Source organism: Ruegeria lacuscaerulensis (assembly GCF_013034745.1).
In the GTDB taxonomy this organism is placed as follows: Bacteria; Pseudomonadota; Alphaproteobacteria; order Rhodobacterales; family Rhodobacteraceae; genus Ruegeria; species Ruegeria lacuscaerulensis_B.
On sequence record NZ_WQGP01000006.1, the window covers coordinates 139,897 to 163,198 of the forward strand.

General features: G+C 59.0%; 21 protein-coding genes and 1 tRNA gene. 12 read left to right on the plus strand and 10 right to left on the minus strand.

What is annotated here, in order from left to right:
• Nucleotides 1-57 precede the first annotated feature (57 nt).
• The 6 genes from GOV79_RS13360 to GOV79_RS13385 are packed head-to-tail and all read left to right on the plus strand — an operon-like array spanning nt 58 to nt 7,551.
• Nucleotides 58-2,088, plus strand: coding sequence for a YjbH domain-containing protein (locus GOV79_RS13360; protein ID WP_170790149.1), 2,031 nt, complete (start codon nt 58-60; stop codon nt 2,086-2,088).
• Nucleotides 2,085-2,726: a YjbF family lipoprotein gene (locus GOV79_RS13365; protein ID WP_170790150.1), complete on the plus strand. Its 642-nt coding sequence runs from the start codon at nt 2,085-2,087 to the stop codon at nt 2,724-2,726. Before GOV79_RS13360 ends, GOV79_RS13365 begins: the two co-directional genes overlap by 4 nt.
• Before the next feature lie 25 nt (nt 2,727-2,751).
• On the plus strand, nt 2,752-4,131 hold the full coding sequence (locus GOV79_RS13370) for a polysaccharide biosynthesis/export family protein (protein WP_170790151.1): 1,380 nt from the start codon (nt 2,752-2,754) through the stop codon (nt 4,129-4,131).
• Between the two features lie 57 nt (nt 4,132-4,188).
• On the plus strand, nt 4,189-5,469 hold the full coding sequence (locus GOV79_RS13375; protein ID WP_170790152.1) for a lipopolysaccharide biosynthesis protein: 1,281 nt from the start codon (nt 4,189-4,191) through the stop codon (nt 5,467-5,469).
• Entirely contained in the window at nt 5,466-6,668 is a 1,203-nt protein-coding gene (locus GOV79_RS13380; protein ID WP_170790153.1) for a glycosyltransferase, read from the plus strand. The genes GOV79_RS13375 and GOV79_RS13380 overlap by 4 nt, the downstream gene beginning before the upstream one ends.
• Complete coding sequence (locus tag GOV79_RS13385; RefSeq protein WP_170790154.1) at nt 6,661-7,551, plus strand: sulfotransferase; 891 nt, start codon at nt 6,661-6,663, stop codon at nt 7,549-7,551. The genes GOV79_RS13380 and GOV79_RS13385 overlap by 8 nt, the downstream gene beginning before the upstream one ends.
• Here GOV79_RS13385 and GOV79_RS13390 read toward each other — a convergent pair.
• From GOV79_RS13390 to GOV79_RS13420, 7 genes are all read right to left on the minus strand, one after another.
• Nucleotides 7,502-8,818, minus strand: a complete 1,317-nt coding sequence (locus GOV79_RS13390) for a hypothetical protein (protein ID WP_170790155.1) — start codon at nt 8,816-8,818, stop codon at nt 7,502-7,504. The two genes, GOV79_RS13385 and GOV79_RS13390, sit on opposite strands and share 50 nt — an antisense overlap.
• A gap of 151 nt (nt 8,819-8,969) precedes the next feature.
• Nucleotides 8,970-9,857, minus strand: a complete 888-nt coding sequence (locus GOV79_RS13395) for a phage head spike fiber domain-containing protein (protein ID WP_170790156.1) — start codon at nt 9,855-9,857, stop codon at nt 8,970-8,972.
• Nucleotides 9,854-10,123 carry a spike base protein, RCAP_Rcc01079 family gene (locus GOV79_RS13400; protein WP_170771188.1) on the minus strand — a complete coding sequence of 90 codons (270 nt, stop codon included), beginning with the start codon at nt 10,121-10,123 and terminating at the stop codon, nt 9,854-9,856. The genes GOV79_RS13395 and GOV79_RS13400 overlap by 4 nt, the downstream gene beginning before the upstream one ends.
• 90 nt (nt 10,124-10,213) lie before the next feature.
• Nucleotides 10,214-11,308, minus strand: coding sequence for a glycosyltransferase (locus tag GOV79_RS13405; protein WP_170790157.1), 1,095 nt, complete (start codon nt 11,306-11,308; stop codon nt 10,214-10,216).
• A 265-nt stretch (nt 11,309-11,573) separates the two neighbouring features.
• Entirely contained in the window at nt 11,574-12,326 is a 753-nt protein-coding gene (locus GOV79_RS13410; RefSeq protein WP_331252095.1) for a metallophosphoesterase, read from the minus strand.
• An 82-nt stretch (nt 12,327-12,408) separates the two neighbouring features.
• Nucleotides 12,409-12,897 carry a hypothetical protein gene (locus GOV79_RS13415; RefSeq protein ID WP_170790158.1) on the minus strand — a complete coding sequence of 163 codons (489 nt, stop codon included), beginning with the start codon at nt 12,895-12,897 and terminating at the stop codon, nt 12,409-12,411.
• 417 nt (nt 12,898-13,314) lie between these two features.
• Nucleotides 13,315-13,391: transfer RNA gene (locus GOV79_RS13420), tRNA-Arg, on the minus strand.
• Nucleotides 13,392-13,505: 114 nt separating this feature from the next.
• Between GOV79_RS13420 and GOV79_RS13425 the strand changes: the two genes are divergently transcribed.
• Both GOV79_RS13425 and GOV79_RS13430 read left to right on the plus strand, forming a co-directional pair.
• The gene (locus tag GOV79_RS13425) at nt 13,506-14,531 is read left to right on the plus strand and encodes a LacI family DNA-binding transcriptional regulator (protein WP_170790159.1); all 1,026 of its coding nucleotides are present in this window, start codon (nt 13,506-13,508) and stop codon (nt 14,529-14,531) included.
• Between the two features lie 4 nt (nt 14,532-14,535).
• Nucleotides 14,536-15,747 (plus strand): winged helix-turn-helix domain-containing protein, encoded by a 1,212-nt coding sequence (locus GOV79_RS13430; protein ID WP_170790160.1) that lies wholly within the window; start codon nt 14,536-14,538, stop codon nt 15,745-15,747.
• 3 nt (nt 15,748-15,750) lie between these two features.
• On the opposite strand, the gene GOV79_RS13435 is transcribed toward GOV79_RS13430, so the two are convergent.
• Nucleotides 15,751-16,449, minus strand: coding sequence for a fumarylacetoacetate hydrolase family protein (locus GOV79_RS13435; RefSeq protein ID WP_170790161.1), 699 nt, complete (start codon nt 16,447-16,449; stop codon nt 15,751-15,753).
• A gap of 458 nt (nt 16,450-16,907) precedes the next feature.
• Nucleotides 16,908-17,342 (minus strand): homoprotocatechuate degradation operon regulator HpaR, encoded by a 435-nt coding sequence (gene hpaR, locus GOV79_RS13440; protein WP_170771204.1) that lies wholly within the window; start codon nt 17,340-17,342, stop codon nt 16,908-16,910.
• Between the two features lie 205 nt (nt 17,343-17,547).
• Here hpaR and GOV79_RS13445 point away from each other — a divergent pair, with 205 nt between their 5' ends.
• Both GOV79_RS13445 and GOV79_RS13450 read left to right on the plus strand, forming a co-directional pair.
• Nucleotides 17,548-18,960: a pyridoxal phosphate-dependent decarboxylase family protein gene (locus GOV79_RS13445; RefSeq protein WP_170790294.1), complete on the plus strand. Its 1,413-nt coding sequence runs from the start codon at nt 17,548-17,550 to the stop codon at nt 18,958-18,960.
• Between the two features lie 10 nt (nt 18,961-18,970).
• Nucleotides 18,971-19,741, plus strand: coding sequence for an HpcH/HpaI aldolase family protein (locus GOV79_RS13450; protein ID WP_170790162.1), 771 nt, complete (start codon nt 18,971-18,973; stop codon nt 19,739-19,741).
• Between the two features lie 4 nt (nt 19,742-19,745).
• Here the strand turns inward: GOV79_RS13450 and GOV79_RS13455 are convergent, their stop codons facing one another.
• Nucleotides 19,746-20,888 (minus strand): DUF3095 domain-containing protein, encoded by a 1,143-nt coding sequence (locus tag GOV79_RS13455; protein WP_170771209.1) that lies wholly within the window; start codon nt 20,886-20,888, stop codon nt 19,746-19,748.
• 141 nt (nt 20,889-21,029) lie between these two features.
• On the opposite strand from GOV79_RS13455, the gene GOV79_RS13460 reads away from it, so the two are divergent.
• Both GOV79_RS13460 and GOV79_RS13465 read left to right on the plus strand, forming a co-directional pair.
• Nucleotides 21,030-22,202, plus strand: coding sequence for an MFS transporter (locus GOV79_RS13460; RefSeq protein WP_170790163.1), 1,173 nt, complete (start codon nt 21,030-21,032; stop codon nt 22,200-22,202).
• Between the two features lie 23 nt (nt 22,203-22,225).
• Entirely contained in the window at nt 22,226-23,260 is a 1,035-nt protein-coding gene (locus GOV79_RS13465) for a glycosyltransferase family 4 protein (RefSeq protein WP_170790164.1), read from the plus strand.
• The last annotated feature ends 42 nt before the right edge of the window (nt 23,261-23,302 follow it).

Below are 23,302 nucleotides of genomic sequence, written 5' to 3' on the forward strand. Positions count from 1 at the left end.
TTGAAGTGACAAGGTGACGTGACGAACCAAACGGGAATACGAGGCTGGACAATTGCGATGGCTGTGATCGGCGCAACTCTGGCAGGCATAGTACAGGCGCAGACCGTGTCCACATACGGAACGCCGGGCCTGATCGAGTTGCCCACCGCCGAGATGTTCGATGATGGCGCGCTGGTTTTTACCGCATCCGCCTTTCGGGACACCGCGCGCGCAACCATGACCTTTCAGATGCTGCCCTGGGTTCATGGCAGCTTCCGCTACGCCGTCCTGAAAGGCTTTGATGGAGAGCGCGGTGATCGCTATGACCGCAGCTTCGACATCCATTTCCGCCTGCGCGAAGAAAGCCGTCGGGCGCCCGCCATCGTGCTGGGATTGCGGGATTTCGGCGGGACCGGGCTTTATGCCTCGGAATATATCGTTGCGACCAAAACGATCCGCGACCGGTTCAAGCTGACCGGAGGCATCGGCTGGGGGCGCCTGGCCGGACGTGGCAGCTTTGCCAACCCGCTGGGCCTGATCAGCAGCCGCTTTGACGAGCGCAGCGATCCTCGCGCCGGTGACATTTCGGAGACCGGACGTCTGGACTTCGGCAACTGGTTTCAGGGCGACGCCGCCCTGTTCGCCGGGGGCAGTTGGCAATATAACGACCGGCTAACCTTTTTGGCAGAATACTCCTCCGATCTTTATGATGTGGAGCGCGACCGGATCGGGTTCGACATCCGCACCCCGTTCAACATCGCCGCACAGTATCGGTTTCGGAACGGATCGCAACTGACCACTTCGGTGCTGTACGGAACCACGCTGGGGCTGACCTATAGCTATTTCATCGACCCGCGGCAGACGCCCGCGCCGGGGGGGCAAGGGGCCTCGCCCCCGCCATTGCGCGCACCCGGTGACAACCAAGGGGACGTCCGCACCGCGCTGGACCGCGAGGGGCTGCGGCTGGTCTACCTGTCGCAGGACCGCGATGCTGTCACGGTCGGGGTCGAGAACGAAACCTATGGACAGGCGGCGCAGGCCTTGGGCCGCACCGCTCGGGTTCTGGCCAATACCGAGCCGCCGCGGACGCAGACCTTTAACATTGCGCTGATGTCCAACGGCGCGCCACTGGGTGCGGTGCAGGTGGACCGCAACGATCTGTACGAATCGGAGCATGACCCGGACAACGCATGGCGCAGCCTCGCGCGGGTCGAGATTTCGGACACGATCCCGATCTTTCAAGGCGGCGTACTGCGCGACGCCTATCCGCATTTTTCCTATCGGTTCGGGCCTTATCTGAACTTTTCCTTCTTCGATCCCGACGACCCATTGCGGTATGAAATCGGCGCCGCGTTGGGGTTGGACTATACGCTGAGGCCGGGCCTGACCCTGTCCACCGGGCTGCGCCAACCAGTTCTGAGCACGCTGGACGACAGCACGCGCGTTTCGGATTCCACCCTGCCGCGTGTTCGGTCGGACTGGGCGATCTATGCCCGCGAATCCAACCTGCGGGTCGAGCATATGACCGCCGAATACCTGTGGAGACCACGCACCGATTTCTACGCCCGCACCACGCTGGGATATCTGGAGACCATGTTTGGCGGGGTGTCGGCCGAGCTTCTGTGGTACCCGACCAACAGTCGCCTCGCCTTGGGGGTCGAGGCGAATTACGTGGCGCAGCGTGATTTTGACGTGCTGTTCGGCTTTCAGGATTATTCCGTCGCCACAGGCCATGTCTCAGCCTATTACGACCTGCCAGGGGACTATCATGCCCAGATCGACGCAGGCCGCTATCTGGCAGGGGACTATGGCGCGACGTTCTCGTTGGATCGGGAATTTACCAACGGGTTCACGGTAGGTGCTTTCTTTACCCTGACCACGGTAGGGTTCGAAGAGTTCGGCGAAGGCTCATTCGACAAGGGCATTCGGCTTGAGATCCCGATCTCATGGCTGACGGGTCGCCCATCGCGCAACAAGATCAGACAAACCATCCGCCCCGTCCTGCGCGACGGTGGCGCGCGGCTGAATGTGCGCAATCGGCTATATGGCGTCACCCGCGAGGCGCGAGCGCAGGAATTGTCGCGCGGCTGGGGTAGGTTCTGGCGATGAGAGTTTTCGCGCTCCTCTGCCTTGCCCTCTCGCTGGCCGCCTGTGGCGAGGCGCGGGATGAGTTCGACCTTTTGCGCGGCGCGCTGCGTCCCGATGCGCCCCGCTTTCACCCCCGTGCCGATGCGCTGGCCGCACAACGCCCGATCCCACCCCGGCTTGAGGTCGCCTTTCCGTCGCGCGACCTGAGCGGTGTGATGCTGTTAGAGGTGACACGGGACGACGTGCAAACCTGGTTGACGGCAGATGGGGCAACCATCACGCTGGAACAGGGTTTTCTGACCTCGACCAAAGGGTTCGGCTCTGGCATGACTGGGTCGGACATCCGGCACAGCGCCGGGTTGATCCTGAGCGGTCAGGAAGGGCGCGCCGAGCGGTTTCACAGCTTTCTCAACGGCAATGATGAGATCGAGCTGCATGCTTATGACTGCCGGATCACAGCGCTTGGGCCGGATACCATCGTGCAGCAAGGTAATCCTGTGGCCACGCGCAAGTGGCAAGAACAGTGCTTTGGCACCGCGCAGAGTTTCACCAATACATATTGGCTGCGAAATGGCAGCCAAACCATCATCCAGTCCTCGCAATGGACCGGCGATTTCCTCGGCAACCTGTTCATGAAGGCGGTGCCGGATGCGAGTTAGAATTATACATGGCAGGAGGCTAACCATGCGCCGAATTCCACTTTTCGTCCTTGCGCTGGCCGTGGGCGGCCTGATCTCGGGCTGTTCGACGATCTATCGCAGCCCCTCGGTTACGGCGGGTGTGTCCGACAGCGGCAAGGTGCGGGTGGTGCCGGTGACACCGGAAACCGTGATGGTCGCCAATCGCGCACCTTATGCGCCCAAAACCCTGCCATCGGTGTTTCGAACTTCGGCGGGGTCCGGCGCGGGCACCAGCCAGCGGGGACTGGGCCCGCTGCCCGATGCCCCCTCAACTCAAGATGGGTCGCGCAGCGGGTTGCAGCTGGACCCACCGCCCGATGTCACGCCGGGGCCCTATACGATCGGCACCGGGGATGTGCTGGTGCTATCGACCCCCTCGACCCAGGGCACAGCCGGAGAACTATCTGGCCTGCTGGCCGCCCAAAACAGCCGCAACGGCTATACGGTGCAGGATGACGGAGCGATCAACATCCCCGATGTCGGCCGCGTGCGCCTAGAAGGTCTGACCGTGGACGAGGCCGAAGCCGTGCTGTTCCAGCGCCTTGTCGAAAACCAGATCGACCCCACGTTCAGCCTGGAAATTGCCGAGTTCAACGCCCGCCGCGTCTCGGTCGGGGGGGCGGTCGGACAGCCCGGCGTGCAGCACATCACCCTGACGCAACTAACGCTGGGCGAGGCGCTCTCTGCCGCCGGGTCGGTCAAGGTCAGCGATATCGACAACAGCTCGGTCCGCGTTTACCGCAACGGGCAGATGTACCAGATCCCGCTTGAGGACCTTTATGCGCGCCCGGATTTGCAGAACCTGACCCTGATCGCTGATGACTCGGTCTTTGTGGATACAGATTACGATCTGGACCGGGCCGAGCGGTATTTTGCGCAGCAAATCCAGCTGCGCGAAACGGTGCTGGAGGGTCGCCAGACCGCCCTGCAGGAACTGTCGACCGCTGTTACCCTACGCCGGGACGAGTTGAACGAGCGGCGCAAGACATTCCTGCAAACCATCGAGTTGGACGCGGTGGACCGGGACTATGTCTATCTCAGCGGCGAGGTCCGCAATCAGGGCCGCTATGCCCTGCCCTTCGAGCGCACGGCCACACTGGCGGACGCGCTGTTTGACACGGGCGGCGGGATCGCCAAGAAAACCGGGGACGCGTCTGAGGTTTATGTGCTGCGCGCGTCCGAAGATATCCGCGAATTCGGCGCGGTGACGGCCTGGCATCTGGACATCCGCAACGCCGCGCATTTAACGCTGGCCGCTCGGTTTGAGTTGCGCCGCAACGACATCATCTTCATCGCCGAAAACCCGGTTACGCGCTGGGGCCGCACGATCGACCAGATCACCCCGTCTCTGATCACCGCGCCGATTGTGGCGGTGGGAAGCTAAGGGACTCGTGTAAATCCACCGATGCCAGACAAGTCCAACCCCATAAGACAGCGCCTCATGAAAGGCGGGCTTGCCGCCCTTGTCATCAAGGTTGGGGCCGCAGGCCTGCAATTTGCCATGTTTCTGGTCTTGGCACAGGCGTTGAATGCCTCGACTTATGGCACCTTCGGTTTTGGATTTTCGCTAGCGGTATTGCTGGCGGTGGCGGGCAGTTTCGGACAACGGATGCTGAGCCTGCGCTATGTCTCGATCTACGCAGCGCAAGGTCAGAACAGGCTTGCAACGGGTCGGATTCGCGATGGGTTCTGGATTATCACGCTGGGTACCGTGGCTTTTGCGGTCCTGTCGGCCCCAGCCTTTATTTGGATGCGACCCGAGCTTGGATGGCCTTTCATTGCGGCCACGGGGGTATTCGCGCTGACCACGGCCTGGGCGGAATATTTCGCATTTGTCCTGCGTGCCTATGACCGGATGAGCTTGGCCCTAGCGCCTCGGGATGTGATTTGGCGCGGGTTGGTGATACTGTCGGCGATCCCCCTAATCCTGTTCTGGCCGGGGCAGAGCAGTGCTGCGCAAATCACCTGGTTGCTGACCGCACTGCTAGTGGCGATGGTTCTGGTTCAGGTCCATCTGCATCCAGCGACCCGACCCAAGGCTCTTTTTCTGGCCCCAGCTGCCTATGACCGGGCCACATGGCGACCGCGTATGTGGGGTCTTTGGGGTGTATCTGTCCTGCAAATCACCGCCCCGAACCTTGTCGTGGTTTTGCTGGGATTGATGCTGAGCCCGGCGGACACCGGACCAACCTTTGCCGCGCTGCGGATAGCGTTGTTGATGAACCTTGTACTGCTGGCCGCCAATATGGTCGTCTCACCCACAATCTCGCGCCTGCATCACGACGGCAAAACCCGTGCGTTGCAACGCACATGCGCTACCGTCGCCGCCATCGCTGGGGGGTCGGCCTTGCTGATCTTCCTCGGGCTGATCCTGTTTGGTGTCTGGCTGTTGTCTTTGTTCGGAACCGGGTTCGAAACCGGCTACAATGTTCTGTTAATCGTGGCAGGTTCCTATGCGGTGAATGCGCTGACCGGACCGACCTCGGTCCTGCTTGAGCTTACGAGCCATGACCGAGCGGCCTTTCGGCTGCTGGCGCGGATGAACTTGATAGCAATGGCGGCGATGATCCCAATGATCTGGGCCTTCGGCCCGGTAGGGGCCGCGCTGTGTCTGGCTCTGTCCGTCGCTGGCTGGAACCTTGAGGCCGTAAGATACACCCGGCGCGAGATGGGCATTGACCCTTCGGTTCTGGGTCTCATGCGTCAAGGGCAGCTCTCATGAAGATCGCCATTCAGTGTTTTAACTATGCCCCCAACGAGCTGGGCGGGTCCGAGCGATCAGCACGGGACATCGCGCGCAGCTTAAAGGCACGCAGGCATGACGTGCGGGTTGTGGTCTCGGACGGGTCGCGCCCATATCCGGATCATGTCGATAACATCCCCATTGAAGTCGTTCAGGGCCTGCCGATCGGCAAAAGCCCCCTGCATGGCGTGCGCCACTTTGCCACCCGCATGGCCTGGATCTTGCGCAGCGAAATAGACCCCGTCCTGTTCCTGCGCTCTCTGCAATGGCTGCGGCGCAACTGTCCAGATGTGGTGCTGATGAATAACCCTGCCGGACATGGGTCGGCTTTCATGCTGGCTTGTCTGCTGACCCGCACCGCCTGTGTCCCGGTCATCCGCGACTACGGCTGGTTTTGCGCCGTTGGCACGATGGAGCATGGCGGCGCAGGCTGCAATTCCGCCCTCAGCCCGTGTTTCTACGCCACTGGCCTGCGCCGGTTGATCCTGCGACGACAAAAACACGTCGTGGCGATTTCCAATCACGTGGCGCGGATTTACGAAACCATGCTGGGATATGCGCCAACCGTCATCTACAACGCGGTGCCGGACAGATTTCTGCAAGCACCGCGCGCACCTGCGCCGGATGCGGGCACGCCCCTGACCTTTGGTTATCTGGGCCGCCTTCACCCCAGCAAAGGCGTGGCCGAGCTGATCACCGCATGGCAAAACACTGACCTCGCGCAGAACGGGCACCGATTGCTTCTGGCCGGGGACAATCAGGGCATCGCCCTGCCGGATGACCCCGCTGCCGCCGGGATCTGTCTGACCGGTCGACAGGAGGCCATCGCATTTCTCGACAGGCTCGACGTGCTTTTTCTGCCTGCGCTTTGGGCCGAACCTTTTGGGCGCACCGTGATCGAGGCCATGGCGCGCGGCTTGTTCGTGGTCGGCAGCCCAAATGGCGGCATACCGGAACTGATCCCACCCCATCGCGGCCTGACCCCCGAACAAATCGACGCCCCGACGCTCTCAGCGATTTTCAACGACCTTGCCCAAAATCCCGACCGGGTGCGCGCGACACGCATGCAAGACCCTGAACCCAATCTTGCCCCGTTTCGCACGACGCGGATGATCGACGCCTACGAGGACCTGCTGTATCGCGCCACCGGTCTGCCGAAGGAGACCCGCGATGACTGAGCGCCCCCACCGCCTGCCCGATCTGTTCATCTGCGGCTTCACCAAATGCGCCACCAGTTCGCTGCATGACTGGTTGGTTCAGCATCCGCAAATCTCGGGCGGTGTGCGCAAAGAGCTGGAGTTCCTCTATGACCGCGACAGCCACTTTTTTCGACCCGAACACAGCGTTTTTACCCAGGGTCTTGCGGGATATGCTGCGCTGTTTCCCGATGCGCCCGACAATGCGTTGTGGCTGGATTCAACACCTGCCTATGCGCATCACGAAACCGCCCGTAAAACCATCGCCGCGATGGCGCACCGGCCGCCGGTCATCTTCATCACACGTGACCCGGTGGATCAGATCACCTCGACCTATCACTACTTCTCGAACAACAAGAGCTATATCGACGCGTCAATTTCGATCGAGATGTTTTTCGAGATGGTTCTGGACGGGCGTGCATCCAGCCATTTTCCTCAGGATCACCTGCGCAACGCTCTGGACTGGGCCGCGTTCGGCTATTGGTTGGCCTTGTGGCGGCGGGATCTGGGGCCGGAACGCGTCATCCATCTTGAGATGCGCCATATGTTGTCCGACCCTGCAAATACTGTAGCTGCGTTGCTTGGGCGGTTGGGGCTTGAAACGAATGTGCCGCTGTTCTTTGACGGGTCGAACGAAACCTATTTTGTCCGTAACCGGTTGCTGCAATCTTTGAACACGGCGATCCGGGGTAAACTGCCCAAAGGCGCTCTGTATGAGACAGCGCGCCGAGTGTACCGAAGGCTCAACACAACCCCGCACAAGCCCGGCCAAAGCGCCCGCGAGGTTGAACTGCGCGCAGCTCTGGCCCAAGCCATCAGCGACCGGGAAACGGCACTTTTGGAACGCTTGCAACCGGAGCTCTGAGCCGCATTCTTGCCGCCCAAACAACCAGCCAAATCGGTATACACCACAGCACAACCCTTGGCAGTAGTTGAATGGGCGAGCCTTCGGGCACCACGATCAGCACCAACACAACCGACAGCATGACCGACAAGGGCTGATCCGCGCCCATCTTGCGATAGCCCGAATGGATCACTGTCAGCATCACGCCAAACACGATCCCGCCTAGAATGACACCCGCCAACCCGAAGTTCACCAGATACTCGCCCGGTCCCCCGACCGTCCAACCGTTGACCGCGTTCGGCTCATACCATTGCCGGAACCACTGGCCGATCAACAGTTGCGAAGGTTTGTCTGGCCACAGAGCGCGCGGGATGACCATGATCAGACCGTTGTAAAAGTCTTCTCCGACCCGCGTGTGAAGCCCCGAAGTAAAATCCTGCACCACCAGCATCAGGGAATCGAACCGCGTCATATGCATGGACACCGCGGTCGTCGTGGTCAAATCGCGGGAAAAGGCGACCTCCCAACTGCCGGACAATTGCGCAAGGCGGTAGATGTACAACACTGTCGCACCAAACAGCAGGCAAAACCCCCAGACCGAGAATTTCATGATACCCCACAGGTCGATCTGCCCCGCGCGTGAGGTCAAGACCAGCAGTGTACCGGACAGCAGTACGAACGCTTCCAGCCGAGTGCCCCACAGGGAAAAGACAAACAGATTGATACCAAAACAGAGGCTAAATATGGCCGTTTTGCCGATACGCCTGTCGCGCAAACTGATCAACAAGGCGACCGAAGAAAAGAATGCACCCAGCCCTACAAGGGACCTGAGCCCAAAAGTGCCCGCCAGATCCTTGGTGATCTTCGCGGCAAAAAGGATTGCCTGAAGCGACCCGAATTTCAGAAAAAGCTGTACGCCGATTCCCATTCCAACGATGGTCAGAAGAATGGCCACAAGCGCCGAAACGGTATCGACGCGTGACGACATTTCGGGGAACAGACCGGCACCTAATCCGGGACGCACGGCACTCAAGATCACAACCGTGACCAGCGCCGCAGACAGATACAAGACCGCGTAGATCAACGCGAATGCACTCAGCTTTGCTGTGTCATTGAACAGCGCAGGATTCACCAGATTTGCCCCAAGCATGATCATTGCGGGACGGATGCAATAGATCAGGGCGAAGAACATCAGGCTCAGCACAATCGGAGCTGACCGCAACGACAGGGCCACCCAAAAGAACAGCCCCAGTACAGCGCATATCAGCATCCAAACCAGAAAGAACATCGCAGGAGGACCGCCTTATTGCCGAACCCGAAAGACCTTATGCAAGCCTATCCGCTCGCTTGGCGAGAAACAATCTTAAGTTGTTTTTTGAATGCCGAAATGCCGTAGACCAAACACAGGTCCACGGCATTTCAGGTGGATGCAGGCCCCATCAGCTCAGCACGATGGACTTGACTCTGGGCCGCGAAAGCACAGGCCACCAGCCGTCGGTGACGGTCTGATTGGTCATCACGTCCTGACTGTCATCCTCGTATGTGACAGTGACCTCAAACGCTCCGGTCAAACCGGTCAACCCAGCTTGATCGGCTGCGCGCGTGACCTCGGCCCCGTTTGTGGCGATATTGCTTGTCAGTGTGTTGCCGGTTTCTGCCTGCGCGCCCCAGATAAAGAGGTCAATATCGCTGTTGATGGCCTCATACAGGATAAAGATCCGGTTCTGATTGTTGGGCAACAGATCCGTGTGACTGAACCGTTGCCATTGGGTCGTGACGTTGATCGTTTTTGATGTTTTGTCCGACTGCCCGAACCGCATGGTCAGAGGTACGCTGGCGCGCAACCAGATACTGACCGTCGCCGTGCCCGACGCACCAGGATAGGGGATCAGTACCCCACCTCGGTTCAGGTCCGGGCCGCCCGTGGTATCCGCGCAATTCCACGTCAGGGCCGAAGCCGTCCCGTCCGGCGCAAGCTGTCCGCCGACGAAATTGGGCTTACGCGCATATCCATTCCAGTAGGATTGGGTGAAGTCATCTGAATAGTGCAGCAGATTGGTGGCCTGACCTTCGACCAAGGCCCCCCGGAACGCACCGGTTCCGGCCACATGATCTCGCCGCAATACGTCATTGCCCACCGTCTCGATCATGCCCGTGGCCCCAACCTGCCGTGCCGAAGAGGCGCGCGCGAAAGTCATCGCCTCGCTCAACGCGATGGGGCGCCCGAACCGCCGATACTCCTGCCGCTCGAAATCAAGCGACAGGGCTGGGCCGGATACCCGGCGCGCAGGGTGCGACGTAACAGAAAGGTCGCGGGTCAGCTTCATGCCAGCACCATTGCATGGATTCCACTGGCCGTTGTGCCCGTGGCATGCACACGGCTGACGCCCACTGGCAGGATCGAAAAGTCCAGAACCTGCACCGTGCGGATTTCCCCGCGAACAGTCGTCAACACAATCGTCCCGCCCGATTCAACGTATAGCCCGATCGCCACATCGGGCAGGTCCGCAGTATCCGAAGGCGTCACGGGTGCAATATCTCGGGCAGGACCGGACAGGCTGGATACTCGGTTTACGAAAGGATTGGTGGTCATGGGTCAGGACTCGCTGTCTGTGTGTCAATCAGCGGCACGTTAGGAAAAACCGCTTAATGACCTACAAGTCCTGCGTGCGTTGCGTCCGCGTCAGGCGTTTGCCCGCGCGTCAGCGATTAGTGCCCATATCTTTTGCTTGAAGACCTCAACATCGAATGTATCCGCCAACGCCCTGATCGTCGCTGGATCCTTCACCAAATCCGGGTTCTTCTCGAACCGGTCGATGGCCAGGTTTAGAGCTTCGGCGGTCTGTTCATGAAACAAAACACCGCTGACACCCTCGATGACGGTGTCCAATGCCCCACCGCGCCCATATGCGATCACCGGTCGTCCGCTGGCCATCACTTCGACCGGAACTATGCCAAAGTCCTCCTCACCGGGGAAAATCAGCGCGCGACAGGTGGCGAATTGACGCTTTAGCTCGGCATTATCAACCCGGCCAAGAAAAATGATATTGGGGCAGGATTTCTTTTCCAACACGCCGCGCATCTCACCATCACCAACAACCACCAGTTTACGGCCAGAGGCGTTGAACGCATCAATCGCCAGATCGGCCCGTTTGTAAGAAACCATCTCACCTGCAAGCAGGTAGTGGTTTTCAACATGGTTCGATATCTGAAACGCCTGCGTCTCGACCGGAGGAAAAATAACCTCTGCTTCGCGCCGATAATAGGTTTGGATTCGGTCACGAATGAAGGACGAATTGGCCACGAAACGATCCACGCGAGCAGCAGTCGTGACATCCCAAACGCGCAGCCTATGCGCTAGGAAGGGCATCGCCATCCGCGCAACACCCCCCGCCTGTTGCCGATAGCTGTGATAGTGATCCCAAATATAGCGCATCGGTGAATGACAATAGCAGACATGCAACGCATCGGGGCGCGGCACGATCCCCTTTGCCGGACCGGATTCGCTGGACAGAATCAGATCAAATTCCTGCATGTCCATCTGTTCAAGCGCCAGGGGCATAAGGGGCAGGTATTTCTGATAGTGCTTTCGCGCACCGGGCAAGCGCCCGATAAAGGTCTCTCGCACCTCGTGTTTTCTGACCTTGGCGCTGACCTTTTCGCGGTCACAGACATGAGTCACAATCACTGCGCCCGGAAATAGATCCAGCAGCGCCTCCAAGACTTTTTCACCGCCGCGCATTCCCACTAGCCAATAATGTACGATGGCAACTTTCAATCTGCCCAACACTCCGCTGTCACCGCGGGCCTGATTTGTAAGCCCGTGTTGCCACCACCCCGCAATGCCATGAGGCCCAAGTCATCTCCTGAAGGGTGCAGCCGACGTCCAGTTTGCAGAACGCCGTAAAATGGGATCCGAAGGGTGCACATGAATCGCTCGAAATACCTAGTTATCTCAGGTTTAGTTCACTCTTTTTGCGAAATAATATTTAGAAACATTCTACCTTAGATTGTTATTTTCAGTGTTGCAAAAACAACCAATACTAACCAAGCGCCGTCAGAAACTCTGGCTCAGAACCGTCCAGATAGACTGCGCTGAGCACGCCGGTCGCGAACGCGCCCGTGTCGACAGCAATTCGGCCGCCCCGAACCGCAGCGCGACTCACGATTGTATGGCCATGGACAACCCACTGACCGTCTTTCCTGTCTTTGGTCTGAAAATGTTTGTTGCCCCAAAGCAGGTCGTGCTCAGATTGCTGGTCAAGCCGACATGTGGGGTCTGCCCCAGCATGCGAGACAAAGATATTCCCACTATGGAAACTGGTCTTCAAATCTGCGATCCAGCCAACAAGTTCATCACCCATAGCGCGCCGCAAACTATCCCGACACTTGGTCAGTTCCTCGGAGGTCATTTCTGGCCGAGCGGCTGGGATGCGAAACGACGCCAGTGTCTGCAAGCCCCCATTTCGTAGCCACTGACGACCGTGTTTTTTCGGATCGGCCAGGAAACGCAGTAGCATTTGCTCATGATTTCCCATCAAACACATAAATTCTGGGCAGGCTTGCATCATCCGCAAAACCTCCGAGCTGTGTTCGCCTCGGTCAATGTAATCTCCAACCAGAATGATCTGGGCGTCATGCGGTACTTGGGACAAGAGCTTTTCCAAAAGCCCGATGCAGCCATGGACATCCCCTATGACGCAGATCGGCTTTGTCGGCGCAGGAGCTCTGCGCGCTTTGCCCCCATGAATTCGATGAAGGAGTCCCGAAATCAACCAGACTAATTTCCTATGCAAGGCTACCCGTCAAAGCACACGCTATGATTGTGCTCACACAACACACTCATACCTATCTAGAGGTTTGAAGACAAGCGCGACGCTACGCCGTGCGGCAAGCAAGAACACCCAATCGAATAAGCTCTGAACCCTTGATTTTGTGTACGCCGCGAATTCGGTTTCGTCCTGTTTCCATGAACCAAGTCTTGATGGGCTCGGGGTAGAACTCCGCCATCACTTCGCTGAAGTACTGAAAATCTAAGGCACTGAGCGGCCGGCCATGACGCGACGGACCATGAAATCCAAATATTGTGTCCGGTGTTACGCATGTCCCTGGCAGGCCAAGAAACATCGTGCAGGTCGAATAACAGATCCGCCCGCGCAGCTCGACACGTATGCCATTTCTTTGAAGGTTCTCCAATTCGACCAAACGATCATGCAAGAAACCGCCTCGATCACTGCCAACCACCAAAGGTTGTTCCGAGTATCCGGCGCCAGGCACTGCAAGCACGCATGACAGGACAGAAAGCCCCATCACATAACCTGCAAACCGTCTCTTCCATTTGCAGAGCCTCAAACTCAGAAATTGCATTAGCCGCACTCCATTCCCGTTGGTAGTTGGGAACAGTGCTAAGGAGGGACATCGTCGTCTTGACGTGTGGCCTGGGGCGTAAATGTGCCTTTTGCGGACAAGTTATCGCGATTTTGTCTAAACGCTTTGTAACCATTCAGTGCTGTCGATTTCTGATCAGGTCCAATTTGGCAGTTCGGTTCAATTGTTGGCAAAAAGACCGGCCTTTAGCCTAGTTGGGCGACAATTTCTGGTGTGGAGCCATCTTGATCGAAAGACGCATGAACCGGCTCGCCAAAAAAGCAGCTGGCCTCCAAATCATGCCTGACAATCTCGGCCGCTAAGTCCGGTTACACTGCAGTCTCCGAAGGTTTTTCAATGCTCGCTCATCACGCGAAATCATCCAAAGCGAGAGGTATGTTCGTTCATAAGACTGGCTGGCGACCCCGGCAGGATTCGAACCTGCAACCTGCCCCTTAGGAGGGGGCTGCTCTATCCAGTTGAGCCACGGGGCCGCGCAAGCCTCTCTCTAGCTTGGTTTTTCGGGGTTGTCATGGGCTTTGATGGGCAGTTGTAAATTGCGCCCTGTTCACGCTACCATTCCTCAAAACAACGACGCAGGTGCCCTCGTGACAACAGAAACAAAACGCCCGCTTACCCTTCGTGATGTCTCAGAGGCGTCGGGGGTGTCCGAGATGACGGTCAGCCGGGTTCTGCGCAACCGGGGCGATGTGTCCGATGCCACCCGCACCCGCGTTCTGGCTGCGGCGAAAGAGTTGGGGTACGTCCCCAACAAGATCGCGGGCGCGCTGGCGTCGAGCCGGGTGAATCTGGTGGCAGTGATCATCCCCTCGCTGTCGAACATGGTCTTCCCCGAGGTGCTGACCGGGATCAACCAGGTGCTGGAAGATACCGAGTTGCAGCCTGTTGTCGGCGTCACGGATTATCTGCCCGAGAAAGAAGAAAAAGTACTGTACGAGATGCTCTCGTGGCGACCTTCGGGCGTGATCATTGCAGGGCTGGAACATACAGAGGCAGCCCGCGCGATGTTGGATTCTGCGGGGATTCCGGTTGTTGAAATCATGGATACCGACGGTAAGCCCGTAGATGCGATGGTGGGTATTTCCCATCGGCGTGCAGGGCGCGAGATGGCGCAGGCGATCCTGAAGGCGGGGTATGAACATATCGGATTTATGGGCACCAAGATGCCGCTGGACCACCGCGCCCGCAAACGGTTCGAAGGCTTCACTGAAGTGCTGGGCAAGAACGGAATCGAGATTGAAGACCGCGAGTTCTATTCAGGTGGTTCGGCTCTGGCCAAGGGCCGCGAGATGACGCAAACGATGCTGGAACGCTCACCCGAGCTGGATTTTCTGTACTATTCCAACGACATGATCGGCGCGGGCGGGTTGCTATACCTGCTGGATCAGGGCATCGACGTGCCAGGGCAGATCGGGCTGGCCGGGTTCAACAATGTCGAACTGTTGCAGGGCCTGCCACGCAAGCTGGCCACGATGGATGCCTGCCGGCTTGAGATCGGGCGCAAAGCTGCCGAAATCATCGCCTCGCAACTGGCTGATCCAGAGGCTGACGTTGAAACCCGTGTGACCCTGACCCCCAAGATCAGCTTTGGCGACACTCTGAAGCGGCGCTGACGCCGTGGCGTTGCGACGGCTGGACAACCGCGCAGCGCGGGCGCTGTTCATGGATCGGCACGCATTGCTGGAACGGCCCTCGGGCAATGCCAAGGGTGCGGGCCTGCTGGAGTTGATCCAGCGTCTGGGCTTTGTGCAACTGGACAGCATCAACACCGTCGCACGCGCCCATGACATGATCCTGTTCTCGCGCAGGCCCAGCTATCGGGCGCGCAACCTCAGTCGGCTGTATGAACAAGATCGTGCCCTGTTTGAGCACTGGACCCATGACGCCGCCGTAATTCCGATGGCGTTCTACCCCCATTGGCACCTGCGGTTTCAACGTGACGCAGCCCTGTTGAAATCGCGCTGGAGGAACTGGCGGCGGGATGGGTTCGAGCAACAGTTTGAATCGGTGCTGACCCATATCCGCGACCACGGGCCAGTTTCGTCCTCGGATGTCGGCAAGGACGAGAAAAAAGGCTCGGGCGGATGGTGGGACTGGCACCCCTCGAAAACGGCGCTGGAATTCCTGTGGCGGTCCGGCGCACTGGCCGTTGTGGGCCGTCAGGGGTTTCAGAAGCGCTATGATCTGACTGAGCGGGTGATCGAAACCCATCTTTGTCCTGGCAACCTGCCTTGTGACGCAGAGCAGACCATCGACTGGTTGTGCAACGCCGCGCTGGACCGATTGGGCTTTGCGACATCCGGGGAACTGGCTGCATTCTGGGATACGGTCAGCGCGTCTGAGGCTCGGGAATGGGTCAAACAGGCTCTAATCAAAGGCCATGCCGAGGAAATCGAAGTCACTTGCGCCGACGGGCGCGCGCGCAAAGTGATAACACGGCCAGAATGGCCCGATCCTACAAACCTGCCCCCGGCCCCTGGTCGGATGCGGGTTCTCAGCCCGTTTGATCCAATGTTGCGGGATCGCAACCGGGCTGAGCGACTGTTTGATTTTCACTATCGGATCGAGGTTTTCGTGCCTGCCCCCAAACGCAATTATGGCTATTACGTCTTTCCCCTGCTTGAAGGGGACAGGATGGTGGGTCGGATCGATATGAAAGCTCATCGGGATCAGGATGTCCTGCGCGTCACCGCGCTGTGGCCGGAACGTGGCGTGCGTTGGACGGATGCGCGCACCCGACGCCTTGAATCCGAGTTGGACAGAGTGCGCAGATTTACCGGTCTGACGCGGATCGAGTTTGTCGGTGAATGGCTGAAAGACCCTGTTTAGGGTCTATTCTGCCTCAGTTAGCGTTAGGCGGATTGGATGCAGCCCGTCAATGCCGCCCTCCAGCACGTCGCCTGCCTGAACTGGTCCTACCCCTGCCGGTGTTCCGGTCATGATCAAATCACCTGGGCGCAGATGGTAGTAACCGGAAAGATGGCTGATGATCTCGTCGATCTTCCAGATCAGCTCATGCAGTGTGGCATCCTGACGGGTTTCGCCGTTGACGTTCAGATGGATCCGCTTGTCATCGCTGGGCGACCAGTCCGTGGCGCGGGTCAGAGGGGCAAACACCGAGCCGTTTTCTAGGTCCTTGCCCAAATCCCAAGGGCGCTGCTTGTTCCGCTCCCGGATTTGCAGGTCACGCCGCGTCATATCCAGCGCGCATCCATAGGCATAGACCGCCTCGGTCGCTTGGGATTTCGACGCTTGAAACACGGGCGCGCCAATGACGACCGCCAATTCCATCTCATGATGGAAATTCTCAGTTCCCGGTGGATATGGCACGGTTGCGCCGGTCAGGATCGCGTTTGCCGCGGATTTGGTGAAATAGAACGGTGCCTCACGATCCACTTCATGGCCCATCTCTGCGGCATGGGCGGCATAATTGCGCCCAACGCAGAATATCCGGCCAACAGGATAGGGGGTGGAAAGCCCCTGAACCGGTAAAACAACCGGCTTGGGCAGGGAAAACAAAGTATCGGCCATATGAGTCTCGGGTCTGCTTGGTTTCGGGCATATTAGGCGACCCCACGCGCAGGGCAAGCAGATGACTGCCGTCAACTCAACCCGGTTCACAATCCGGTTTCACATCTTGGAAATCCGCCGAGATAGGCTAGATTATGCGTATAAACGCATGACATCAATACGATGCGCCTGAGCGCCGCGCTATGGGATGGGCGGGTCTCGCGCAACACAATATCACCGCACTAACACATTTGCGGTAGACTAGTTTCGGATCGCCTCGGTCAGAGGCTACTCACCCAAGAGTCTCAGGACCGTACGTACACCTTATTCTAGGTTGACAGGTTATCCGAAACACAAGCCGATCGCCCGGATCGTCCCGGGGCATCTGCTTGTGGGCCAGACACGCAGTCCAGTCTTGGTCTGGCCAACCCCGCCAGAGGGCGCCCCCCATACCTCTGGCGGGACTGCGTTTTTTGAGGTCAGGATTTCAGATCGTGCAGGTCGTTCAACAAGTCCAGCAAAGCCTCATGGCGCTCGGGGCCAAGTTGGATGCGAATGCCTTCTGCCTCTTGCAGGATGAGGTTGATATTGTCCTGGATGATCTTATCCCCAGCAGCCGTGATCTCTACAATCTGGCGGCGTTTGTCGACAGGGTGCACGTGTCGACGGATCAGCCCTTTGGCCTCAAGCTTCTGCAGGATGCGGGTCAGGCTGGGCAGAAGAAGACAGGCTCGCTCGGCGATATGGGTTGGTTCTTGCGGGCCATCTTCCTTGAGAACACGCAACACACGCCATTGTTGCTCGGTCACGCCGACATCCGCCAACATGCGACGGATCGGCCCCATGACCCTTTCACGCGCCCGAAGCAGCGCAATCGGCAAAGAGCGGGAAGTCAGTGGCAAATCTCTGGACATATGAAATCTTGAACGAAATTCCCAAAAACTGCAACCAAACTCAATAATTAAGATGATTGAATTTATTTGCAAACTCCACTCTCGACGAAAAGTTCGCAACCCTTTTTTCGGCGATTTGGATTGACCTTTTTCGCCCGATAGCCACCACTGGCATCGCGGGTTTTCCGACGAAAACCCGAAGATGATACATCACATGGGGCAGGACATGGATTGGGATTCCTTTGCAGAGTGGGGCGAGAAAGCCGCCAGATGGGCGCAGGACTATCACCAAACCGTCAAAGATAAGCCAGTACGCGCGCAGACCGAGCCAAGCGACATCCTGAATGCCTTGCCAGAACTTCCGCCCGAGCAAGCGCAGCCTATCGAAGACATCTTTCAGGACTTCGAACAGATCGTCATGCCGGGCATCACACATTGGCAACATCCCCGGTTTTTCGCATATTTCAACGCAAACACTTCTCCGCCCTCGGTGCTGGCCGAGTTTCTGACCAGCGCGATCGCAGCGCAATGCATGCTGTGGCAGACTTCACCCGCGGCGACCGAGATGGAAACGCGGATGATGGAATGGCTGCGTCACGCGCTGGACCTGCCCACAGGGTTCGCCGGCGTGATCCAGGACTCCGCCTCATCCGCGACGCTGGCTGCGGTGCTGACCATGCGCGAAAAGGCCCTGTCGTGGCAGGGCAATCAACAGGGGCTGTTTGCACAGAAACCCTTGCGCGTTTATTGCTCGGCCGAGGTGCATACCTCGATTGACCGGGCGATCTGGGTCGCAGGGATCGGGCAGCAGAATTTGGTGCGCGTCCTGACCAAAGGTGACTGGCGCGGCATGGATCCTGTGGCGTTGGAACAGGCGATTCAATCTGATTTAGACTCCGGTTTGCATCCGGCGGGGGTCATTCTGTCGGTTGGCGGCACCAGTGTCGGCGGTACCGACCCGGTCGAAGAATGCCTGAAGGTCGCCGCCAAATACGGGCTCTACACCCATGTAGATGCGGCGTGGGCGGGGTCGGCGATGATCTGCCCGGAATACCGCCACTATTGGCAGGGGGTCGAGCGCGCCGATAGCATCGTGTTCAACCCGCATAAATGGCTGGGCGTCCAATTCGACTGCTGCGCGCATTTTCTGAAAAACCCTGAAGATCTGGTGCAGACCTTGGCGATCAGCCCAGAATTTCTGAAAACCCACGGCAAGGACGGGATCATCAACTATTCGGAATGGTCGGTGCCTTTGGGGCGGCGATTCCGGGCGCTGAAGCTTTGGTTCGTGATCCGCGCCTATGGGCTTGAGGGGTTGCGCACCCGACTGCGCAATCATGTAAACTGGTCTGTGGACTTGCATTACCGTCTGGCCGCCGAGCCGGATTTCGAAATCACCACGAAACCGATGTGGTCGCTATGGACCTTTCGTTATGCCCCGGACGGTGCGGTTGATCTGGACGATCTGAACCTGCGGCTTGTAAACGCCATCAATGACGACGGTCGTATTTACCTGACCCAAACCCGAGTGGACGGCAACCTGACCATCCGGTTCCAAGTCGGACAGTTTGAAACGACCGAAGATGATGTACGCGTGGCTTACGATGTCATCACCGAAATCGCCCGCTCTCTGACCTAAAGGATTGATCATGCCCGCACCGTTAAATTCGTTCAAACAGGCTCTCATTAACGGCGAAAGGTTGATCGGCTGCTGGACCAGTTTTGCCGAGGCCGTCACCGCCGAGATCATGGGAAGCGCCGGGTTCGACTGGCTGGTCATCGATGGCGAGCACGCGCCCAACGATATCCGGTCTATCCGGGATCAGTTGATGGCCCTGTCCGCCAGCCCGACCCATCCTGTGGTTCGTGTTCCGGTTGGGGATGCCGCATTGATCAAGATGGTGCTGGATGCGGGGTCGCAAACAATTCTGGTGCCGATGGTCGAAAGCGCCGAACAGGCAAGGGACCTGGTGCGTGCCTGCCGCTATCCGCCCGAAGGCGTGCGCGGCGTCGGCGCCATGGCCTCGCGCGCGACGATGTATGGGACGATCCCGGACTACATTCCCACCGCAGATGCCCAGATCTGCCTGCTGGTTCAGGTTGAAAACCGCGCGGGTCTGGCCGCCTTGGACGATATTCTGAAGGTCGACGGTATTGATGGGGTCTTTATTGGCCCAGCCGATCTGTCCACCGACATGGGCTATCAGGGCAACAGTGCCGCGCCCGAGGTGCGGGCGGCGATTGCGGATGCGATTGCGCGAACGCTTGCAGCAGGCAAAGCCCCGGGGATTCTGGGAGTTACGGACGAGTCGTCTCAGGCATTTCAGGACATGGGCGCGCAGTTTCAGGCGGTTGGCATAGACGTGATGCTACTGACGCAAGCCGCGCGGGCGCTTTCAGCCAAGTGGAAAGCGAAGTAACCCTTCAGCCCTGCATCGCAGCCGTCGCCTGTGCATAGCCGCCTGAAGCACCATCCACGAAGTGCACGTGGTCGTCGCGGGTGGCCGACGGCACAAAACAGGTCATCATCGCCTCATCCTGCGCATGCAGGCCGTATTTGATCTTTCCCTGGCCACGCGCCTGCTCCAGCATCGTGCGAATTTGCGCCAGCGTGGCCGGGTCGCAATCCAGCGTCATTTTCAGCCCGTCATCAAACTTGCGAAAATCCGCGTTGCTGCTGACCATGTTGCGATAGTGGACCGGCTCGAAATTTCCCAGCGGCTTGCCGCGCCGGAACAAAAGCGCGATCAGCAGGTTTTGGACCAACAGAAGCAGCTTTTGCACAGCTACATTCCGCCCAGCCCGTGAAACATGCGCGTCCAGATCCAAACCCGGAGGTGGCCAGCGCATTGGCGGTCCCCCGACCGGGACGGGATGGCCCGCCCGTTCCAACTCTTCCGAGGCACGCAGCACCGATTGCGCCAGATCGGCAAAATCGCTCTCGGTAGCCTGCGCCGTGGGTTCGACCACCAAAGACACGATCTGCCCGTTCTGCGACCGTACATTCGACCATCGACAGGACAAGCCGTTCAAATCGGGCAGCGCGCCCGGCCCGGACGGGTCGACGGAAGAGGACCCGGATTTCATCTGCGTCTCGGCCCAGGCCAGCCCGCCGCCCGAGAACATGGCGTAATCCACCCCGCTGGACGGGGCATAGCGGGCGACGCGCAACTCTTTCCCAGCCTGCCGGATTTCGGCGACCGTCGTCAGCGCAGCGCGCAACTTGATCCCAAACTCATCCTCGGCCCAGCGGCGCAAGTCTGCCAGTGCTTGCCGCGCATCATCCATCGCACTTGCGGGCACGGCGAATCCGGCCCCGTCGCCGCCAAACACATAAGGGAACTCAGCGCCTTTCATGGCGTTGATCATGGCCGAAATCACAGCCGCGCCAACCATATTCACCGTCTTATAGCGGCCTTTGGCGATCTCAGCCGTCGAGTCGACAATGTCCGCAACCCCCACAACCCAATCATCAGGCAGCGCCGAGAACTGCGCGGGATCGGTCAGCCGTGAAAAATCGCGCAAAAGGGGTAGGCTGTCATAGAAGGCGGCCTGGGCGTCTTTCATGAATACCTCGGTCTCAAATCATGATTTAACATAGCCCGAATGCGGCCCAAGTCCCGCGAAATCGTCAAGACACACGTGCTTGTGCGCAGCGGTGTCCCGTGCCAAGCATGTCCGGTCAGATGATGGCAAAAGGGGCATTTCATGAAGGCAGGTTTGGTCGTGTTGTGTCTGGGCTATGTGCTCAGCCAGTTTTTTCGTGCCTTTTTGGCCGTACTCAGCGTCGATCTGGGTCGTGATATCGGCGCCACGCCAGAGGACCTCGCTTTTGCCTCGGGCCTTTGGTTTCTGGTCTTTGCCGCCATGCAACTCCCGGTTGGCTGGGCGCTGGATCGGGTCGGGCCGCGGCTGACCTCGACCGTTTTGTTGCTGGTCGGTGGCGCAGGCGGCGCACTGATCTTTGCCGTGGCCAGCACGCCTTTTCATGTCGCCGTGGCCATGGGGCTGATCGGAGTGGGATGCTCGCCGATCCTGATGGCCTCGTACTTTATCTTCGCCCGTGAATACCCTCCGGCCCGTTTTGCCACGCTGGCCGCCCTGATGCTGGGTGTTGGGTCGGTTGGCAATTTGGTCGCCTCCTACCCCACTGCGCTGGCCGTTGAGCTGATGGGTTGGCGCGCTACGATGGTCACTTTGGCCCTGTTTTCGGGCGTGATCGCCATCGGCATTCTGTTCACAGTTCATGATCCCAAACGCGTTGAAACCGACCACAAGGGATCGGTTCTGGATCTGCTGAAGCAGCCCGCACTCTGGGCCATCTTGCCCCTGATGTTGGTGGCCTATGCACCGTCGGCTGCGACCCGCGGCCTTTGGGCCGGACCATATCTGAGTGATATCTTCGCCCTCAGCACCACACAGATCGGAACCGCCACTCTGATCATGGGCGCGTCGATGATTGCGGGCACCTTCGCTTATGGGCCGCTTGACCGGATATTGGGGACCCGGAAATGGGTGATCTTTGGCGGCAACGCGCTGGGCGTGGTCGCCCTGACCCTGTTGTGTCTGTGGATCGACAATGCGGTCTGGCTATCGGTGGTACTCATCTCGGTCATCGGGTTCACCGGGGCCAGCTTTCCGGTCATCATGGCCCATGGCCGCGCCTTTGTTCCTCCACACCTAGTGGGCCGAGGCGTGACCCTGCTGAACCTGTTCGGGATCGGAGGTGTCGGCCTTGCCCAATTTGTCACCGGCCGCGTCCATGCGGCCACGGTGGACATCAGCCCCTCTGCGCCCTACACAGCGATATTCGGCTTTTTTGCCATCTCGCTTGCCATTGGCTGCGTGATCTATCTATTCAGCCGGGACAGCGTCGACTGAAGCTGACCCCGACAGGAGACCTCATGTCCGACCCGCGCGTCATTGCCCCTAATCTCAAACGCAGGCTTTCGGGCGTGACGGCGACGATTGCGCGGTTGGTGCCGTTGCAAGTGCAATGGATCGACATTGCAGCCACCGGTCCGGGCCTACCGGATGACATCCCGCATATCCCGCTTGGCCGCCTGCCCTTTCTGTCGCGCAAAACCCTGCGCGTCTGGCACGCCCGCCGTAATACCGAGATGCTGTTGGGTCTGTTCCTGCGCAACATCCTGCGGCTGCGACTGAAACTGCTGTTCACCAGCGCGTCGCAGCGGGCGCATACGGGCTATACCAAATGGCTGATCGACAAGATGGACGCCGTGGTCGCCACCTCGCGCAAAACCGCAGGGTATCTGGATCGGGATGCAGAGGTGATCATGCATGGCATCAACCTGCAGGATTTTACCCCGCCCGAGGATAAAGCAGCCGTTCGTGCCCGGTTGGGCCTGCCTGATGGGTTGTTGCTGGGCTGCTATGGCCGTATCCGCCACCAGAAGGGTACTGACGCCTTTGTAGATGCAATGATCGATCTGTGTGGCCGCTTTGACGATGTGCATGGCATTGTCATGGGCCGCGCTACGGAACAGCACACCACCTTCTTGGCAGAACTGAAAGACAAGGTCGCGGTGGCGGGCTTGTCCGACCGCATCCTCTTCATGCCCGAGGTCACAGTCGACCAGATCGCCGAATGGTATCAAGTTCTGGACCTCTTCATCGCGCCCCAGCGGTGGGAAGGCTTCGGCCTGACCCCGTTAGAGGCGATGGCCTGCGGCGTGCCCGTCGTGGCCACCGATGTCGGAGCGTTCTCTGAGATCGTTACCGACCCGTCATTGGGCCATGTGGTGGAGCCCGGCAATATCCCAACCTTGGCCGATGCCGCAGCCCAGATGCTGGAAAACCGCGATTCCCTAGCGCAATCCGGCCGCGCCGCCCGTACCCATGTCGAGCAGAATTTCGACATCCATCGCGAAGCAAAGACCCTTGTCGCCCTCTACGAGCGGCTTTTGACCGACACCTGAGGCGATGCGCCGCGTCAAATCGGTGTCATCGGGCGGAATCCG

What these genes read in the sequence shown, in the direction of transcription:
- GOV79_RS13360 (WP_170790149.1), top strand. Translation starts at nt 58, where the DNA reads ATGGCTGTGATCGGCGCAACTCTGGCAGGCATAGTACAGGCGCAGACC.
- GOV79_RS13365 (WP_170790150.1), top strand. Translation starts at nt 2,085, where the DNA reads ATGAGAGTTTTCGCGCTCCTCTGCCTTGCCCTCTCGCTGGCCGCCTGT.
- GOV79_RS13370 (WP_170790151.1), top strand. Translation starts at nt 2,752, where the DNA reads ATGCGCCGAATTCCACTTTTCGTCCTTGCGCTGGCCGTGGGCGGCCTG.
- GOV79_RS13375 (WP_170790152.1), top strand. Translation starts at nt 4,189, where the DNA reads ATGAAAGGCGGGCTTGCCGCCCTTGTCATCAAGGTTGGGGCCGCAGGC.
- GOV79_RS13380 (WP_170790153.1), top strand. Translation starts at nt 5,466, where the DNA reads ATGAAGATCGCCATTCAGTGTTTTAACTATGCCCCCAACGAGCTGGGC.
- GOV79_RS13385 (WP_170790154.1), top strand. Translation starts at nt 6,661, where the DNA reads ATGACTGAGCGCCCCCACCGCCTGCCCGATCTGTTCATCTGCGGCTTC.
- GOV79_RS13390 (WP_170790155.1), bottom strand. Translation starts at nt 8,818, where the DNA reads ATGTTCTTTCTGGTTTGGATGCTGATATGCGCTGTACTGGGGCTGTTC.
- GOV79_RS13395 (WP_170790156.1), bottom strand. Translation starts at nt 9,857, where the DNA reads ATGAAGCTGACCCGCGACCTTTCTGTTACGTCGCACCCTGCGCGCCGG.
- GOV79_RS13400 (WP_170771188.1), bottom strand. Translation starts at nt 10,123, where the DNA reads ATGACCACCAATCCTTTCGTAAACCGAGTATCCAGCCTGTCCGGTCCT.
- GOV79_RS13415 (WP_170790158.1), bottom strand. Translation starts at nt 12,897, where the DNA reads ATGCAATTTCTGAGTTTGAGGCTCTGCAAATGGAAGAGACGGTTTGCA.
- GOV79_RS13435 (WP_170790161.1), bottom strand. Translation starts at nt 16,449, where the DNA reads ATGGCCGATACTTTGTTTTCCCTGCCCAAGCCGGTTGTTTTACCGGTT.
- hpaR (WP_170771204.1), bottom strand. Translation starts at nt 17,342, where the DNA reads ATGTCCAGAGATTTGCCACTGACTTCCCGCTCTTTGCCGATTGCGCTG.
- GOV79_RS13445 (WP_170790294.1), top strand. Translation starts at nt 17,548, where the DNA reads ATGGATTGGGATTCCTTTGCAGAGTGGGGCGAGAAAGCCGCCAGATGG.
- GOV79_RS13450 (WP_170790162.1), top strand. Translation starts at nt 18,971, where the DNA reads ATGCCCGCACCGTTAAATTCGTTCAAACAGGCTCTCATTAACGGCGAA.
- GOV79_RS13455 (WP_170771209.1), bottom strand. Translation starts at nt 20,888, where the DNA reads ATGAAAGACGCCCAGGCCGCCTTCTATGACAGCCTACCCCTTTTGCGC.
- GOV79_RS13460 (WP_170790163.1), top strand. Translation starts at nt 21,030, where the DNA reads ATGAAGGCAGGTTTGGTCGTGTTGTGTCTGGGCTATGTGCTCAGCCAG.
- GOV79_RS13465 (WP_170790164.1), top strand. Translation starts at nt 22,226, where the DNA reads ATGTCCGACCCGCGCGTCATTGCCCCTAATCTCAAACGCAGGCTTTCG.